Source organism: Bacillus sp. FSL K6-1366 (assembly GCF_037976695.1).
In the GTDB taxonomy this organism is placed as follows: Bacteria; Bacillota; Bacilli; order Bacillales; family Bacillaceae; genus Bacillus; species Bacillus subtilis.
In genome coordinates this window covers 1,308,988-1,326,125 of the sequence record NZ_CP150268.1, presented here as the reverse complement: position 1 = coordinate 1,326,125, position 17,138 = coordinate 1,308,988, and the positions used below count along the sequence as shown (strand labels likewise).

The 17,138-nt window shown below is 47.6% G+C and carries 16 protein-coding genes and 1 pseudogene; 14 read left to right on the top strand and 3 right to left on the bottom strand.

All coding sequences use genetic code 11. The features are described from left to right. Window positions 1-2: 2 nt before the first annotated feature. From MHI44_RS07075 to frlD, 6 genes are all read left to right on the top strand, one after another. On the top strand, window positions 3-377 hold the full coding sequence (locus tag MHI44_RS07075; protein ID WP_003228617.1) for a nucleotide excision repair endonuclease: 375 nt from the start codon (window positions 3-5) through the stop codon (window positions 375-377). Between the two features lie 215 nt (window positions 378-592). Next, complete coding sequence (gene frlB, locus MHI44_RS07070) at window positions 593-1,579, top strand: fructosamine deglycase FrlB (protein ID WP_029318445.1); 987 nt, start codon at window positions 593-595, stop codon at window positions 1,577-1,579. Between the two features lie 80 nt (window positions 1,580-1,659). Beyond that, on the top strand, window positions 1,660-2,928 hold the full coding sequence (locus tag MHI44_RS07065; RefSeq protein ID WP_339203210.1) for an ABC transporter substrate-binding protein: 1,269 nt from the start codon (window positions 1,660-1,662) through the stop codon (window positions 2,926-2,928). 57 nt (window positions 2,929-2,985) lie between these two features. After that, the gene (locus tag MHI44_RS07060; RefSeq protein WP_014477910.1) at window positions 2,986-3,864 is read left to right on the top strand and encodes a sugar ABC transporter permease; all 879 of its coding nucleotides are present in this window, start codon (window positions 2,986-2,988) and stop codon (window positions 3,862-3,864) included. Window positions 3,865-3,867: 3 nt separating this feature from the next. Further along, window positions 3,868-4,770, top strand: coding sequence for a carbohydrate ABC transporter permease (locus MHI44_RS07055; protein ID WP_014477909.1), 903 nt, complete (start codon window positions 3,868-3,870; stop codon window positions 4,768-4,770). Window positions 4,771-4,783: 13 nt separating this feature from the next. After that, complete coding sequence (gene frlD / locus MHI44_RS07050; RefSeq protein ID WP_003228626.1) at window positions 4,784-5,638, top strand: fructosamine kinase FrlD; 855 nt, start codon at window positions 4,784-4,786, stop codon at window positions 5,636-5,638. 24 nt (window positions 5,639-5,662) lie between these two features. Here the strand turns inward: frlD and frlR are convergent, their stop codons facing one another. Then, on the bottom strand, window positions 5,663-6,391 hold the full coding sequence (gene frlR / locus MHI44_RS07045; protein WP_015251281.1) for a transcriptional regulator FrlR: 729 nt from the start codon (window positions 6,389-6,391) through the stop codon (window positions 5,663-5,665). Between the two features lie 181 nt (window positions 6,392-6,572). On the opposite strand from frlR, the gene ugpC reads away from it, so the two are divergent. After that, window positions 6,573-7,676 (top strand): sn-glycerol-3-phosphate ABC transporter ATP-binding protein UgpC, encoded by a 1,104-nt coding sequence (gene ugpC / locus MHI44_RS07040; RefSeq protein WP_116315894.1) that lies wholly within the window; start codon window positions 6,573-6,575, stop codon window positions 7,674-7,676. Between the two features lie 33 nt (window positions 7,677-7,709). Here the strand turns inward: ugpC and MHI44_RS07035 are convergent, their stop codons facing one another. Both MHI44_RS07035 and MHI44_RS07030 read right to left on the bottom strand, forming a co-directional pair. Continuing rightward, a complete protein-coding gene (locus MHI44_RS07035; RefSeq protein ID WP_014480775.1) occupies window positions 7,710-8,576 on the bottom strand; it encodes an endonuclease I family protein in 867 nt (288 codons plus the stop codon). 81 nt (window positions 8,577-8,657) lie between these two features. Further along, window positions 8,658-8,777, bottom strand: a pseudogene (locus tag MHI44_RS07030) (hypothetical protein); the annotation flags it as partial. A gap of 244 nt (window positions 8,778-9,021) precedes the next feature. Between MHI44_RS07030 and allC the strand changes: the two are divergent. From allC to pucE, 7 genes are all read left to right on the top strand, one after another. After that, a complete protein-coding gene (gene allC / locus MHI44_RS07025; RefSeq protein WP_339203206.1) occupies window positions 9,022-10,260 on the top strand; it encodes an allantoate deiminase in 1,239 nt (412 codons plus the stop codon). 16 nt (window positions 10,261-10,276) lie between these two features. Then, the gene (gene pucG / locus MHI44_RS07020; protein WP_339203204.1) at window positions 10,277-11,527 is read left to right on the top strand and encodes a (S)-ureidoglycine--glyoxylate transaminase; all 1,251 of its coding nucleotides are present in this window, start codon (window positions 10,277-10,279) and stop codon (window positions 11,525-11,527) included. Window positions 11,528-11,753: 226 nt separating this feature from the next. Beyond that, on the top strand, window positions 11,754-12,746 hold the full coding sequence (locus tag MHI44_RS07015; protein ID WP_339203202.1) for an XdhC family protein: 993 nt from the start codon (window positions 11,754-11,756) through the stop codon (window positions 12,744-12,746). Further along, a complete protein-coding gene (gene pucB / locus MHI44_RS07010) occupies window positions 12,743-13,360 on the top strand; it encodes a xanthine dehydrogenase accessory protein PucB (RefSeq protein WP_069322880.1) in 618 nt (205 codons plus the stop codon). The genes MHI44_RS07015 and pucB overlap by 4 nt, the downstream gene beginning before the upstream one ends. Beyond that, window positions 13,357-14,190 carry a xanthine dehydrogenase subunit C gene (gene pucC / locus MHI44_RS07005; protein ID WP_339203200.1) on the top strand — a complete coding sequence of 278 codons (834 nt, stop codon included), beginning with the start codon at window positions 13,357-13,359 and terminating at the stop codon, window positions 14,188-14,190. The genes pucB and pucC overlap by 4 nt, the downstream gene beginning before the upstream one ends. Then, window positions 14,191-16,428: a xanthine dehydrogenase subunit D gene (gene pucD / locus MHI44_RS07000; RefSeq protein ID WP_339203198.1), complete on the top strand. Its 2,238-nt coding sequence runs from the start codon at window positions 14,191-14,193 to the stop codon at window positions 16,426-16,428. Further along, window positions 16,419-16,940, top strand: a complete 522-nt coding sequence (pucE, locus tag MHI44_RS06995) for a xanthine dehydrogenase subunit E (RefSeq protein WP_014480766.1) — start codon at window positions 16,419-16,421, stop codon at window positions 16,938-16,940. Before pucD ends, pucE begins: the two co-directional genes overlap by 10 nt. Window positions 16,941-17,138 lie beyond the last annotated feature (198 nt).

Here is a 17,138-nt window from a genome sequence, read left to right as displayed (position 1 = left end):
TTTTGATAAAAATTGATATACCCGCACCGAATGTCACCATCACTGAACGACAGCAGTCAGCTAATGATAACGAGCCGAAGATAAAACCGATTCACGGATTCATCGACTTTCACCAGATCCCAAGGGACAAAGGCGGCATTTTTATGTTTTACAACATTCATGACGAGCTGCTGTTTGTCGGTAAAGCCAGAAAGTTAAGACAGAGAATTAAGAAGCATTTCGAAGACACTGTTTCACCGATCAAACATCACAGAGATGAAGTCTATAAAATCGAGGTATGTGTAGTTGATGATCCAATGGAAAGAGAGATTTACGAAACATATATCATCAATACACAGCACTCAAAGTACAATATAGACAAGGTATTTTTTAAATAAGACGTCAGTCTGCGGATTGAACAGCGAAGCCAGAGCTTAAGTCAAGTTCTGGCTTTTGATTTGGGCATTTTTTCGCATATAGACCATTTGTCTGTCATTCGAATAAATTATTGAGAAATTTCAGAAAATAATATTGACAATCCTACCCGCGGACTTTAATATAACAATATATAATGTTATATAACGTTATATAATAAAAACGGGGAGTGAAGGATTTGAGTCAGGCCACAGCAAAAGTAAATCGTGAGGTTCAAGCTTTCTTGCAGGATTTGAAAGGGAAAACCATTGATCATGTATTCTTTGTCGCATGCGGAGGGTCTTCTGCCATTATGTATCCGAGTAAGTATGTGTTTGACAGAGAGTCAAAATCAATAAACTCCGACCTCTACAGCGCCAACGAATTTATTCAGCGCAACCCTGTTCAGCTTGGTGAAAAGTCTCTTGTTATTTTGTGCTCGCATTCGGGAAATACCCCGGAGACAGTCAAAGCTGCTGCGTTTGCAAGGGGCAAGGGTGCACTTACGATTGCGATGACATTTAAACCGGAGTCTCCTTTAGCGCAGGAAGCGCAATATGTTGCCCAGTACGATTGGGGTGATGAGGCGCTTGCGATCAATACAAACTATGGCGTTTTGTATCAAATCGTTTTTGGCACCCTGCAAGTATTAGAAAACAATACGAAATTTGAGCAAGCAATTGAAGGCTTAGATCAATTGCAGGCTGTATATGAAAAAGCCCTTAAGCAGGAAGCTGACAACGCCAAGCAATTTGCAAAAGCCCATGAAAAAGAAAGCATTATTTATACCATGGCAAGCGGTGCAAACTACGGTGTCGCTTACTCCTACAGCATCTGCATTCTCATGGAAATGCAATGGATTCATTCCCACGCCATTCATGCCGGAGAATATTTTCACGGACCGTTTGAAATTATTGATGAATCCGTGCCGTTTATCATCCTGCTCGGTTTAGATGAAACAAGACCTCTTGAAGAGCGGGCGCTTACCTTCTCGAAAAAGTATGGCAAAAAGCTCACTGTGCTTGATGCTGCATCTTACGACTTCACTGCAATTGACGATTCAGTTAAAGGCTATCTTGCTCCGCTCGTTCTCAATCGTGTGCTGAGAAGCTATGCAGACGAGCTGGCAGAGGCGAGAAATCATCCTTTATCTCATAGAAGATACATGTGGAAAGTTGAGTATTGATCTGAAAATGAGGAACCATTATGCATTAGACTATAATGTTATATAACATTATAGTCTAATGTCCAGAGGAGGCCAACCCTTTGAAGAAAATGTTGTTGTTCTTGATCATTGCAGCTGTCAGTATGCTCACCATTGCAGGCTGTTCGAGCCAAAGCAGTTCAGCGGACGGAAAGGTGACATTGAAATTTTTCCACAGATGGCCGAAGGAGCCGGAAAAAAGTTATTTTGAAGAGGTTGTTAAGGGATTTGAAAAAGAACACCCAGATATCGATATTCAAATTGAAGCCGTTTTAAATGACTCCTATAAAGATAAAATTAAGGTCATGCTGGGAACCACCAGCCCTCCTGACATTTACTTCTCTTGGAGCGATGAGTTTGCTTTTAAATTTATCAGAGGCAATAAAGCACTTGATCTCTCGTCCTACTACAAAAATGACACCGATTGGTCATCACAGCTCGTTCAATCGCAAATTACACCATTTACTTATGAAAACAAGCAATATGGCGTGCCGTGGCAAATGGACGCTAAATCATTCTTCTATAATAAAGACATTTTCCAAAAGCTGAATCTTGATCCCCCGAAGACGTGGGATGAATTAATCGATGTGTCAAAAAAGCTGAAAGAACATGGCTACACACCGATCAGCTTCGGAACAAAGGCGACTTGGACAATCTCGCACTATATCGGCACGCTTAATCAGCGGATGGTCGATGAAAAAACGCGAGACAAGGACTATAACGCCAAAACGGGTGAATTTACTGATGAAGGCTACGTAAAAGCACTTGAAAAGCTTCAAGAGCTGATGCCTTACTTTAATAAACATGTAAACTCCGTCGACCACGAATATGTGAGACAGCAATTTAAGAGCGGAAAGTCGGCGATGATATATGCGGAAACAGCGGAAATCAAGCTGGTTGAACCGGTTAATCTCGGGATGTTCCCATTTCCTGAAATCAGCGGGCAGAAAGGATCTTCAGAAGCGTTAACGGGAGCGCCGGAAGGATTCATGATTTCCTCAAGAACAAAACATCCGAAGGAAGCAATGGAATTTTTGCAGTTCTTGACGTCGAAAAAAATGGGCGAAAAGCTCGTGAAAGATGTCGGGAAATACAGTGCAGTGCAAGGTACGGCTACTGAAGAAAATGCAACAGCTATTCAGCGTGAAGCCGTTCAGCATATTGTTGATGCCAAATCAATGGTTCCATGGTTTGATATGGATGTCGATGTTGAAGTCGCAGATGCGTACCTAACAGGCGTCCAGCAAATGCTTGGCGGCGACATGACACCGCAGCAGGTGATGAAAGCCGTTCAAAAGGCAGCAAAGCAGGTGAGGGCGTCAGCTGAATAAATCAAAGAAAAGGTGAAGCTTCGCACCTTTTCTTTTTATAAAGGAGATGAGATACCCTTGGTCAATCAGAATAAAATAATCCCCTATTTGTTTTTGGTGCCCGCTCTCGTTTTTTTACTTTTCGTTTATATCCCGATTTTTGAGAATGTATTCCTCAGCCTGTTTCAGTGGAGCTCATTTTCTCCGGAAAAAACGTTTATCGGCTTAAAAAACTATGTTGAATTATTTCATGATCCTGTCTTCTATCAGGCACTTACCAATAATGTGCTTTATGCAGTGATCTCAATTGTATGCCAGGTATTTGGCGGTTTGATTTTGGCGGCGGTGCTTGAGGATAAGCTGGTCAGAAAATGGTCGCCGTTTTTTCGTACCGTTTTCTTTTTGCCGGTTGTCATCTCAATGACGGTGATCGCGCTTTTGTTTGATTTTATTTACAATCCGGAGACAGGGCTTTTGAATCAGCTGCTTCAGGCCATCGGTCTTGATCAGCTGACGAGGGCCTGGCTCGGGGATGACAGCACAGCTATGCTTTCTGTCATTTTTGTGTCCCAGTGGCAATCTGTCGGTTATATTGCGATGCTGTACATCGTGTCGATTCAAAAAATACCGGATGAACTGTATGAAGCGGCCCGGCTTGACGGCGCGGGTAAAATTCAGCAGTTTTTTCATATTACTGTTCCCCAGACGAAAGAGATGTCTTTTGTTGCGGTGGTCATGACGCTGACCGGGGCCTTTACGGTCTTTAATGAGCCGTACATTTTGACAGGCGGCGGGCCGGGAAACGCGTCAGAAGTCTTGAGCACGTTTTTATATAAAAGCGCCTTTACAAAGGATATGATGGGCTACGCCTCAGCGATTGCCACTGTCGTGTTAATCATTACGCTTGCATTATCGCTCATGCAAATGAAGTTCTTTAAAACCGGAAAGGAGGAGTAACTGATGCTGCCTCAGAAGAAGACAGATTCGTTCAGATTGGAGCCGGTGCCTGACCAGCACATTGAGGTGAAAAGAAAGCCTAGACGAAAATGGTATATCGGAGAAACGTCTGTGTGGGTTTTTCTGTTTCTTTATCTGATTGCGATTGCCTATCCGCTTCTCTGGATGGTGATGAGCGCCTTTAAAAACTCTGACGATATTTTTGAGCACAGCTGGTCGCTGCCGTCTTCGTGGCATCCGGAAAATTTTGTTTCCGCCTGGAATCAGGGGATTTCTTCTTATTTTATGAACAGTGTCATCGTTACGGCGCTGACGTGTGTGATCACTGTCTTTATCAGTGCATGGGCAGCGTATGGCCTTTCCCGGTTTGAGTTTAAAGGAAAAGGATTCTTTTTGGTGCTATGTCTTGGCGGATTGATGCTGACGCCGCAGGTCAGTCTTGTGCCGCTTTATTCTATTATTCAGTCGCTGGGCCTGTACAATACGTATTGGGCGTTAATCCTGCCGTATGCGGCTTATCGGATCCCATTCACCATCATTTTGATCCGCTCTTATTTTCTTTCTATTTCAAAAGAATTGGAGGAGGCGGCCTATTTGGATGGGTGTACAAGTTTTGGAGTATTTTTCAGAATTTTCTTACCAATGAGCGTGCCGATTTTGGTGACATCCGGCATTTTGACGGCTTACCATACATGGAATGAGTTTATGTTTGCGATTATTTTCATAGATGATGAGAATTTACGGACCATTCCAGCCGGGCTGATGCAGTTCAGAGACGCGCTGCAGACAGACTGGGGCGTCCTGCTGGCGGGGTTAACGATTTCAGCCGCGCCGATTATTATTCTATTTTTATTGATGCAGAAATATTTTGTCCGCGGAATTGCAAGCGGCAGTGTAAAAGGATAAAGGAGGAAGCGCTATGAAATTGATTGCGGTTGGAGATAATGTTGTAGATTATTACCAGGATCAAGAAACATTCTACCCGGGAGGAAATGCCTTAAACGTTGCTGTGCTTGCCAAGCGGCTCGGGCATGAGTCTTCCTATATCGGAATCGTCGGCAATGACGAAGCCGCGGCACATCTGTTGAACGTTCTCAAGCTGGAGCAGGTCAATGCAGATTATATCCGCCAGGCGCACGGAGAAAACGGGATGGCGATTGTCACCCTTGATGAACAGGGGGACCGCATTTTTGTCAGATCAAATAAAGGCGGCATTCAGTCCCGGCTTCGCCTCGCGTTTCAGGAGAAAGATGTATCTTTTATCAGCGGGCATGATCTGCTGCATACGAGCGTGTACAGCAGGCTTGAGAACGATCTTCCGCAGCTGTGCGGGCTGGTCCCTGTCTCATTTGATTTTTCAACCAATCGGGAGGATGATTATTTGAGGAGGGTCTGTCCTTATGTGACGTATGCGTTTTTTTCAGGAAGCGATTTGAGTGAGTCGGAATGCGGTGAGCTTGCCAAAACAGCTCATGGGTACGGAGCCAAAATGGTTTGTATGACCCGAGGGGGCCAAGGAGCAATCCTGTCTGCGGGTGATCGAGTCTATCATCAGCCGATTGTGGAAGCTGATATAATAGATACACTTGGAGCGGGAGATTCTTTTATAGCAGGCTTTTTGACTGCCTTTTGCGTGAAGCAGGATATAACGTATGCTTTGCGCCAGGCTGCTGAAACGGCTGCGAAAACATGCGGTGTGTATGGAGCTTTCGGCTATGGCTATCCTTATCGCTTGGAGGACGGGGGAAGCAGTGAAAAAACGAGAATACTATAAGCAGTGTCTCGTTTTTTATGCCTGTTATGTGTAGGGGCTGTTGATGGTAAAAGTGACACGGTTTGTGTGCATCAAAAACAATGAGCAATAGATTGGCTGGTCGTTTGATGTAAAAGCCGTTTTATCAATTTCAAACAGCGCATCCCCGATATCACAATCCAGGTATTTGCTTTCCTCCAGTTGGGCATATACAACGTTTAATAGCTTCGTATTGTGCGTGGGTACAACTTTGTATTGCTGTTTCAAAATATCATGCATGGATACGCCGTCAGCAATAAAGGTATCAATGCCGGGAAACAAATCAAGCGGATAATGCGTCACTTCAAAGGTGAGAGGCTGATCATCATTATATAAAATCCGTTTTAATTCAACCACAGGGCTCTCGGGTTGGATTTGAAGCTTTTCGGCGATGGGTTTTGACGCTGGAATGATGTCATGGGACAGCACATGATGCTTCGGTTTTTTGCCGGTTGATTCCATAAATTCCGAGTAGCCGTTTACAGCGATCAGCTCTCGTTTTAATTTAGGGCTTTTAACGAACGTTCCCTTTCCCTGCTGCCTGATCAGATAGCCTTCTTCGACTAAATCGAGAATGGCTTTCCTGACGGTGATGCGGCTGACGTTATACTTGGTGCAAAGCTCGTTTTCGGTAGGCAGCTTGGCGGTTGGGGAATACACGCCCTTTTTGATGTCATCAGTGATGATTTGTTTTAGCTGAATGTATAAAGGTGTAGAACTTCCGTTGTTTAACAAAGGGTAGCCTCCTTTTAACCTATTATTTATATTATAATGTATTATGACGTTATAATACAAATTTACATTTTTTATTTTAGAAATATAGCAAAAATGGGAATCGATTACTCTAAAAATAACAGAAAGACCAAGTTGTTTCCAGTGACGAAATAACGGGTCAAAAGATAGGGGGACTTTTCTGATGGCTTCATTAACATTTGAACACGTCAAAAAATCATATCACTCACAATTAACCGTGAAGGACTTTGATTTAGATGTAAAGGATAAGGAGCTTTTGGTGCTGGTGGGGCCGTCAGGATGCGGAAAATCAACAACGCTGCGGATGGTGGCTGGATTAGAAAGCATTTCTGAAGGAAATCTTCTTATTGATGGGGAGCGGGTCAATGATCTTCCGCCGAAAGAACGTGATATTGCGATGGTATTCCAAAACTATGCGCTTTATCCGCATATGACGGTTTTTGATAATATGGCGTTTGGATTAAAGCTCAGAAAGATGGCGAAACAGGAAATTGCCGAGCGGGTTCATGCGGCAGCCAGAATTTTAGAAATTGAACATTTGCTGAAGAGAAAACCGAAGGCGCTCTCCGGCGGGCAGCGGCAAAGGGTGGCGCTTGGCAGGTCGATTGTGAGGGAGCCGAAGGTCTTTTTAATGGACGAGCCGCTTTCTAATCTGGATGCAAAACTAAGAGTGACGATGCGGACAGAAATCAGCAAGCTGCACCAGCGATTAGAGGCAACGATCATTTATGTCACGCATGACCAGACCGAAGCAATGACTATGGGAGATCGGATTGTCGTCATGAATGAAGGGGAAATCCAGCAAGTGGCGAAACCTCATGACATTTATCATTACCCGGCCAATTTGTTTGTCGCAGGCTTCATTGGCTCTCCTGGGATGAACTTTTTGAAAGGCATCATAGAACAGCAGCATGGCGAGCTGTTTTTCACAAATTCTTCGATCCGGCTTCATATTCCTGAAGAAAAAGCAAAGCGGCTGAAGGAAAAGGGATATACCGGAGAACAGATGATTGCCGGTGTACGGCCGGAGCACATCACACAAATGACAGGAAATGACCAGTTGTTTGATTCAGTGTTTCAAGCGAAGGTGGAAGTGAATGAAAATCTGGGCTCGGAGCTCATAGTGCATGTCATGGCTGGGGACGAGCGGCTCAAGGTCCGCCTGGACGGAAACACGCGAATCGATGCAGGCGATTCAATCCAGCTTTCAGTGAAAATGGACCACGTCGTCTTTTTCGATGCGGAAACGGAAGAGGCTGTGTATTAGAAAAAGGTGCTCCTCAAAAGGAGCACCTTTTTCTTACGGCCAAATCTCATCCGCCCATTCAGGGTGGTCGATAAATGGATTGCGGTTGTGCTGATATTTTTCATAAATGATTTCATTTCTTTTCCGCTCGCGGTCGTCAACCGGATCCTGCTTATTCCATTCGAGCAGGACAGATTGTTTGCCATGATAAGGAGCTGAGCCGTTGCCTGTCTTATCATTAAGCTCAAGATCAGGATAGCCGTCATCACCCTCGTAACGGACAGCCATGTAAAACAGCATGCGGGCAACATCGCCTTTCACATCATCGCGGGGCTCCCATGAATCGCCGTCATAATAATTTCCGGGTGCCTTCGCATATTCAGTGCCGCCATTGTCAAAATCCATATTTCCTCTTGCGCTGTTAACTTGAACATCAGCCGGGCGCAAATGATGAATATCAGTACCAGGTCCCTTGCTCGTACCAAAATCGCCATGGGATTTCGCCCAGACATGCTCGCGGTTCCAATCGCCGACATTGCCGCCGTTCAGGTTTTTGGACCGCGATTCATTCGTATAGAGCAGGATGACGTTATTCGGATTTCTCGGATCTTCATCCGTTTCTTTCAGCGCGTTCCACACTTCGCTGTAGGACAGCATCGTGTGTCCGCTAATAATACGGTGCAGGGTGCTTTTTAGCGAGTCTCCTGTTTTACCTTCAGCCCCTTCATAATAGGTATCTGTGTCAGCATAGGGTGCAGCGGGGGCGGCTAATGAGAGAAGGCTTCCTGTTCCTGAAGGGGAAGACGCCAATCGGTCATTGAGGCTTAATGCGGTTTGCGCGCTTGCTGAAGCTGCCGGCGCAAGCCATCCGGAAATCAGTAATACACAGACGAGCGGCAGAAACCATGCTTTTTTTGTCATCACTTGCCCTCCTTTTATCAGATCATGTCTATTATCTAAAATTCAAATAAAGGATAGAAGTGTCATTTTGTATATTTTTCATTAAAATTGTAAATTAGTCCCTTTGGAGGAGGCGGAAATCTTCTGTTCCCATATCTTTAGGTCCTGTTTTTGCGAGCTGCCGGCATTTCCGTTTTCATCCGTTCCGCAAACATCGCCTCTCTGGCAAGCTGAGCTTGTTCATATGAAAGGCATTTTGACCCTCTCTTTCACTCTTGCTGGCTCTCTTCCTTACCGTGTTTTCTTTTGACCTTTACACTAAAATAGTTGTGACATGTAGGGTGAATCTGGTTGCTGGATAGATACTGTGACTAAAAAATAAACGTTTTTTTGGTTAATCTGTCAATGAACTATCATGTTCCTCCTTCTATAATGAAGTCACCATAGCGGCCAGAGGGGGGAGTACATGGAAAAGCAGAAGCTTTCAGTAAAAAACAGCATCACAGATTATATTGAATGGCTCGCCCAATACGGTGCGTCTGCGGATGGCGGCGTAACGAGGCTTTTATACACAAAAGAGTGGATGGACGCACAGCTTGCTGTGAAAACGGAAATGTCTTCTTTCGGGCTTGACACAAGATTCGACGATGTCGGCAATGTGTTTGGAAGGCTTTCGGGCACCCAGTCTCCGGATGAAGTCATTGTAACCGGTTCACATATCGATACTGTCATCAATGGGGGAAAATACGACGGCGCCTATGGTATTCTGGCGGCAATGCTTGCGATAAAGAGGCTCAAAGAGACATATGGAGCGCCGAAAAAAACACTCGAGGCGGTATCCTTATGTGAGGAGGAGGGCAGCCGTTTTCCAATGACCTATTGGGGATCAGGGAATATGACGGGTGTTTTTTCATTACAGGATGGAGCAGAGCCAAGAGACGAATCAGGAGTCTCGCTGCAACATGCGATGCATGAGAACGGTTTTGGCAAAGGTGTGTTTCAGGCAGCATATCGGACAGATATCAGCGCTTTTGTTGAGCTCCATATTGAACAGGGACAGACATTGGAAATGTCAGGACGGGATCTCGGGATTGTGACAAGCATTGCGGGGCAGAGGCGATATCTCGTCACGCTGGAGGGGGAATGCAATCATGCGGGAACCACCTCCATGAAATGGCGCAAGGACCCGCTCGCAGCCAGCAGCCGTATCATTCATGAGCTGTTACTGCGGTCGGAGGAGCTGCCGGATGAGCTCCGTCTGACATGCGGAAAAATAACGGCAGAGCCCAATGTAGCCAATGTCATACCGGGCCGCGTCCAGTTTTCAATCGATATTCGCCATCAGCATCAGCATGTGCTGGAGCAGTTTCATCAAGACATGGTTGCTTTGATCAACGGCATTTGCCTACAAAAAGGAATTCGCGCCGTGATTGATGAATATATGCGGATAGAGCCTGTGCCGATGGACGAAAGGCTGAAGGCTGCGGCTTTTGAAACAGCATTAGAAAACGGCTTCAGCTGTGAGGAAATGGTGAGCGGAGCAGGGCATGACGCGCAAATGATCGGAAGGCGCTATCCTGCTTGTATGCTGTTTGTGCCGAGCCGAGGCGGCGTCAGCCACTCACCGAAGGAATATACGTCAGCCAGACAGCTCGAGATCGGCGTCCGCGCACTGACTGATTTATTATACAAACTGGCTTACTGATAAAGGAGGAATGGCTGTGTCAGGCAGAAGAGAATTATGCACCCCGTTAAGAACGATTATGACGCCGGGGCCTGTTGAGGTTGATCCGCGTGTATTAAGAGTAATGAGCACCCCGGTTGTCGGCCAATTTGATCCGGCGTTTACAGGCATTATGAATGAAACGATGGAGATGCTTCGGGAGCTGTTCCAAACAAAAAACCGCTGGGCATACCCGATTGACGGCACTTCACGGGCGGGAATTGAAGCAGTGCTGGCTAGTGTGATAGAGCCGGAAGATGATGTGCTCATTCCCATTTACGGCCGTTTCGGTTATTTGCTGACTGAAATCGCCGAGCGGTACGGGGCAAATGTTCATATGCTGGAGTGCGAATGGGGAACGGTTTTTGACCCGGAGGACATCATACGGGAGATAAAAAAAGTGAAGCCGAAAATTGTGGCCATGGTGCATGGAGAAACATCGACAGGACGGATTCACCCGCTGAAAGCCATCGGCGAAGCCTGCCGCACCGAGGATGCATTGTTTATCGTCGATGCAGTCGCAACGATTGGGGGCTGCGAGGTTAAAGTCGATGAATGGAAGATTGATGCTGCCATCGGCGGAACGCAAAAGTGTTTGTCTGTGCCCTCAGGAATGGCGCCGATTACATATAATGAGCGGGTGGCGGACGTGATTGCAGCTCGTAAAAAGGTGGAGCGGGGGATTGCGTCACAAGCTGACAGGGAAGCGCTTTCGGGAAATCGGCCAATCACAAGCAACTACTTTGATTTGAGCCAGCTTGAGGATTATTGGAGCGAAAGACGGCTCAATCATCATACAGAAGCGACGACGATGCTGTACGCCTTACGTGAGGGAGTCAGACTGGTGCTTGAAGAAGGCCTTGAGGCGCGTTTTGAGCGGCATCGGCACCATGAAGCCGCATTAGCAGCAGGGATAAAGGCAATGGGGCTAAGATTGTTTGGAGATGACAGCTGCAAAATGCCTGTTGTCACCTGTGTCGAAATTCCCGGCGGCATTGACGGCGAGTCTGTCCGTGGCATGCTGCTGGCACAATTCGGCATTGAAATCGCCAGCTCATTCGGCCCGCTCGCAGGGAAGATCTGGAGAATCGGCACGATGGGGTACAGCTGCAGAAAAGAAAACGTGCTATTCGTGCTTGCCGGGTTAGAGGCTGTGCTTCTCAGACATAACGCAGGAATCGAAGCAGGAAAAGCGCCCCAAGCAGCGCTGGATGTGTATGAAAACGCTGGCCGCCAGGCAGCGGTGTAAAGAAAAGCTTGCGGAACTCCGCAAGCTTTTTAGATATGATTTCGTGTTTTCTCCAATCTGATTTTCTTCGTTTGACTCTTTTTACAAATCCTCTTTCTATGTGTTTCATTTTCTGACAAATCATGAGTCATTTTTTCTTCCATCGTCTATTCTTTATACAAGTTACCTATAAAATCATGCTGAACTAGTTGTTTCTCACGGCAATTTTCGAGAGGAGGATGCAGCATTGGGGAATTTTCACAAGATGTTAGATGCGCTCCTGGAAGACCAGGAGGAGGCTGTACTGGCGACAATTGTTCAAGTGGAAGGCTCCGCGTATCGAAAAGCAGGCGCCTCTATGCTCTTTAAGAAAAATGGCAGACGGATTGGCTTGCTGAGCGGCGGGTGTGTGGAAGAAGATGTATTCCAAAGAATCAGTGCGCTGGGCGATCAGCTCACACCGACGCTGATTCCCTACGACATGAGGTCAGAGGACGATCTTTCTTGGGGCATGGGAGCCGGGTGCAATGGCATTATTCATGTTCATGTGGAGCGAATCACTCAGGAAAAAAGGCGGCACTATGAGAAAGTGAGGGACTGCCTTCATTCAGGCAAAGCTGTCACTTCTGTTATAAAGATTGGATCCTCACATTATTTATTTCTGACGGAGAACGGGCATTTTGGCAACTGGCCGGACGCCCCTCTGCAAGCTATTCAACGTACTGTTTCAACGCTTCATTTACCGCATTTCGATCCACCCACTAACATGTTTATTCAGCGAATTGAACCGAAGCCGCGCCTCATTCTGTTTGGGGCGGGACCGGATACTGTACCGCTGGCCAATTTGGCGGCTGACACAGGGTTTTCTGTTATCGTGACGGATTGGCGGCCCGCTTATTGTACATCCTCTCTTTTTCCAAAAGCGGATCAGCTGATCACCGCTTTTCCGGAACAAATGCTTAGCGAATTTCAATTTTTTCCGCATGATGCAGCTGTTGTGGCAACCCATCATTATCAGCACGATCAAACGATCATCAACTTCTTATTTTCTCAAAACCTCCATTATATTGGACTGTTGGGTTCAGCAAACCGCACGAAACGGCTGCTGAACGGAAAGCATCCTCCGTCTCACTTTTACAGTCCGGTCGGGCTGAAAATCGGTGCGGAAGGTCCCGAGGAAATTGCGGTAAGTGTAGTTGCAGAAATTATTCAAACAAGAAAACGGCTGGCGGTTGTATGAGAAACCCCTATCTGATCGGCGTGTTTCTCGCTGCCGGCAAAAGCAGAAGAATGGGTCAAAACAAGCTGGCTTTGCCGCTAAAAGGAGAAAACATAGGCTCACTTTCCTTGAAAACTGCTCTGTCGTCCCGCCTTGATCACGTGCTGGTCGTCGAGCGGACAGAACATGCTTCCCTTGAGTGGATAGGGGCGCCGTATCACGCTCCGCCTTTTCAAAAACGCTGGAGCCTGCACGTTTGCCAAGACGCAGAAAAGGGTCAGGGGCATTCAGTCAGCAGCGGGGTGAGAAAAGCAGAAAGCATGGGGGCGGACGGCGTTGTCATTTTGTTAGCCGACCAGCCTCAGCTTTCCGTCGATCATCTCAATGCCCTTGTGGCACTGGCCCCTGAGTCATTTGCCGTGTCATCGTTTTTAGGGGCGTTCACCCCGCCAATCTACTTCTCGTCGGCTTGTTTTCCTTATGTAAAGGGATTAACGGGAGATGAAGGGGCTCGCAGGCTCCTGAAAAGCGGACAGCTTGGAGCAGGAGCGGTTTTGGAGGCAAAGGATAGCGGTGAGTTGGACGATATTGATACACCCGAGGAATATGACATGGTAAGGAGGGCGATGTCTTGAACGGCCAAGTGACAAAAGCAAGGATGAATATTCAATTATGGAGACCGACAGCGCTTGATGAGGCCTATTCGCTTTTAGAGAAGATTGCTCCGGATGTGTATGCCGCATCGGGAAGCACGCTGCTTCAGCTTCAGTGGGACAAAGGAACTCTACCGAAACAGCACCTTGTCAGCCTTGAAGGGATTGACGAGATGCGAGGGATCAGCGCCAGTGACACCCACGTGTCGATCGGGGCGCTCACATCACTGAATGAATGCAGAAAGAACCCTTTGATCAAGAGCGCGCTTGGCTGTTTCAGTGACGCTGCTTCCGCTGTCGCTGCACCGGGGATTCGCAGCCGTGCCACGATTGGCGGCAACATAGCGAGTAAAATCGGTGATTTCATTCCGCTTCTGCTTGTGCTTGGTGCTGAGCTTATCGTATATCAAAAGGAGCTAATCAGGCTGCCGCTTGGCGCTTGGCTCAGTGAGGAAGACTTTAGAACGGCTATCGTCACGCGTGTCATCATCCCGCGGGCGGAGGGAGAGCGTGTATTTTATCACAAGCTTGGAAGGCGCCAGGCTTTTACCGGAGCGGCTGCTGTTGCAGCTGGACGTTTTTTGAAAGACGGCGGCATTCGCCTCGCCGCTGGCCATGCCGATATCACTCCTAGGAGATTATTGGACAGCGAAGCGAAATGGATGGCACCAGGAGGGGACTCGCATGAGCTGTACAAAACACTTATCCATGAGCTGCCGTTTTCCTCAGATGCTTTTATGTCAGCGGCATACAGAAAAAAAGCCGCTGCCAACGTCATCATGGCAGAGCTGATGGCTGAGGGAGGGGAATAAATGATCATCAACAAACCGTCAAGAGTCAGGCCGGATGGAAGGGGTAAGGTCACAGGGGAATTGAAATATATGACCGATCTCAGCTTTCCAGGAATGCTGTATGGCAAGGTGCTGAGAAGTGCTTATCCTCATGCAGAGATTGTGTCGATTTGCACCATAAAAGCTGAGAAAATGGAAGGCGTACAAGCCGTCGTCACACATAAAGACGTTCCCGGCTTAAACCGATTTGGCATTGTCATCCCTGATCAGCCGGTTTTATGTGAGGACAGGGTGCGGTATGTTGGGGATGCGATCGCCGCAGTTGCTGCGGAAACGGAGGAAATCGCGGAAGCGGCGCTGGAGCTGATTCGAGTTGAGTATAAAGAGCTGGAAGTCATGGATTCACCAGAAAAAGCGCTTCGGCCAAATGCGCAAAGACTGCATGAGGACGGGAATATCCTGCACCGCGCGTTTTTTTCAAACGGCGATGTGGAAGAAGGGTTTCAAGCATCTGACACAGTCCTTGAAGAAACCTATGAGCTGCCGCGGCAGATGCATACGTATATGGAAACGGAGGGAGGCGTAGCCGTTCCAGAAGACGACGGGGGTTTTACGATGTATGCAGGAACCCAGCACGGCTATAAAGACCGTTTCCAGCTTGCCCGTATTTTTGATATTCCTGAAGAGAAGATCAGAATTGTGTCAAGTCCGATGGGCGGCTCGTTCGGAGGGAAGGATGAGCTGAATATTCAGCCGTATGCCGCGCTTTTGTCACTGAAAAGCGGACGTCCTGTCAAAATCCATCAGACACGAAAGGAATCTGTACGTTCTGGCATTAAGCGCCATCCGATGAAGATTACGATAAAAACGGGTGCGGATCATTCGGGAAATCTATTGGCGCATGACGTGAAAATTGTGGCGGACACAGGCGCATATGCTACGCTCGGACCGGCTGTTCTTGATTTTTCTGTCGAGCATGCCGCGGGGCCGTACCGTATTCCGAATATCCGGACTGAAGGAATATCAGTATTTACGAACAACGGGGTGGCGGGAGAATTTCGTGGCTTTGGCGGCAACCAAATCACATTTGCACTCGAAACCCATCTCGATCGTCTCAGCGGCATGCTCGGCATCGACCCGCTCGAGCTGAGAAGAAAAAATATCAGAAAACCGCATGACTTGGGGCCACTTGAGCATCGAATTGCACCAACTGACGGAGCGGCACAGGTGTTGAATGCCATATCTAAATCTCCCATTCTTACAAGAACCAGCCGGAACTGTGGGTATCTGCAAAGAGGCACGGGAGCGGCAATTACAATGCACGGCGGCGGGCTGGGGTTTGGCCGAATGGATGCGGCAGGAGGCCGTTTGTCCCTTTCGAGTGAAGGCAAAATCACTGCTTCGTTTGGATTTGAAGAATGCGGACAGGGGATTCTAGCAGCGATTGAACAGATTGTCATGGAGGAGTTAGGTTGTGCCGCAGAGGATATTTCCATTGTTATTGGGGATACCGCAAAAGTGCCGAAGTCAGGCTCCTCCACAGCATCCCGCGGCACAAGCATGGTGTGGCACGCGATCCAGCGTTTGAAGAAGCCGTTTCTAGCTCAGTTGAAAAAACGGGCGGCAGAATGGAGCGGCTGTTCAGCGGAAAATCTTATTCCCGGCGCTGCAGGCTTGCGTGACAAAAACACAAAGGCGCTCGTGGTGACGTATAAGGAGCTGGCTGAAAAAGGCCCTTTGGCAGAGGAAACGGCATTTGACTTTCCAACAACGCCTGATCCTGTGGTGGGCGGCCATTTCCTCTACTCATTTGGAGCGGCTGCCGTTGAGGTGGAGGTAGATCTGTTAACAGGCGATGTCAAATTGATAGATTGTGAGCACGCTATTGCGGCAGGTCCGGTTATCAGTCCGCAGGGATATCGAGGTCAAATTGAAGGCGGCGCTGCCATGGCACTCGGCTACACACTGATGGAGGAAGCGAAAATGACGGATGGCCGTTATGCTGCGGAAAATCTCGATCACTATTTGATTCCCGGAATCAAAGATGTTCCTGACATGAAGGTGATTGCAATAGAAGACTTAATGAAGGGAGACGTATATGGACCGCGCGGTGTTGGCGAAATCGGAACAATCGCCATCACTCCGGCGATTGTAAAGGCAGTACATGATGCGGTCGGATGCTGGATAAACAAGCTGCCAATTTCAAGAGAAGAGCTGCTTGAAGCGATCGACAGAAAGGGGCTGAAGCAATGGACGTAAAAGAGGCCGGGCCATTTCCTGTAAAAAAGGAACAGTTCCGGATGACCGTGAATGGGCAGGAGTGGGAGGTTGCTGCCGTTCCTACGACACATCTGAGTGACCTGCTTAGAAAGGAATTTCAGCTGACCGGGACAAAGGTGTCCTGCGGAATCGGCCGCTGCGGAGCCTGCTCTATTTTAATCGACGGAAAGCTGGCCAATGCGTGTATGACGATGGCTTATCAAGTGGACGGCCATTCCATTACAACAATCGAGGGCGTACAACAAGAGGAACTGGATATCTGCCAAACCGCTTTTCTGGAAGAAGGAGGCTTCCAATGCGGCTACTGTACCCCAGGAATGATAATTGCGCTTAAAGCACTGTTTCGGGAAACCCCTCAACCTTCTGACGAAGATATAGAAGAAGGGCTGGCGGGGAATTTGTGCCGGTGTACCGGGTACGGCGGGATTATGCGGTCAGCTTGCAGGATTAGAAGAGAGTTGAACGGAGGGAGACGGGAGTCCGGCTTTTAAAAGCCGGACTTTTTTAGCCTCAGTCAGACAGCGCGATCAAGACGCAGAAGCGTTGTGGGAAAACACACGATAAATCTCGTAGAACTTGACAGCTTCTGAATTACAAAAAGATTAGTGAGCACATAGCAAAGACGCCATAAAAACTTCTTATGGCGTCTGTCGGACAGGGAGGTGTTGGATACGGCGGAGGCAAGGAAA

What these genes read in the sequence shown, in the direction of transcription:
- MHI44_RS07035 (WP_014480775.1), bottom strand. Translation starts at nt 8,576, where the DNA reads ATGACAAAAAAAGCATGGTTTCTGCCGCTCGTCTGTGTATTACTGATT.
- MHI44_RS07055 (WP_014477909.1), top strand. Translation starts at nt 3,868, where the DNA reads ATGCTGCCTCAGAAGAAGACAGATTCGTTCAGATTGGAGCCGGTGCCT.
- pucB (WP_069322880.1), top strand. Translation starts at nt 12,743, where the DNA reads ATGAGAAACCCCTATCTGATCGGCGTGTTTCTCGCTGCCGGCAAAAGC.
- pucD (WP_339203198.1), top strand. Translation starts at nt 14,191, where the DNA reads ATGATCATCAACAAACCGTCAAGAGTCAGGCCGGATGGAAGGGGTAAG.
- frlD (WP_003228626.1), top strand. Translation starts at nt 4,784, where the DNA reads ATGAAATTGATTGCGGTTGGAGATAATGTTGTAGATTATTACCAGGAT.
- ugpC (WP_116315894.1), top strand. Translation starts at nt 6,573, where the DNA reads ATGGCTTCATTAACATTTGAACACGTCAAAAAATCATATCACTCACAA.
- allC (WP_339203206.1), top strand. Translation starts at nt 9,022, where the DNA reads ATGGAAAAGCAGAAGCTTTCAGTAAAAAACAGCATCACAGATTATATT.
- pucE (WP_014480766.1), top strand. Translation starts at nt 16,419, where the DNA reads ATGGACGTAAAAGAGGCCGGGCCATTTCCTGTAAAAAAGGAACAGTTC.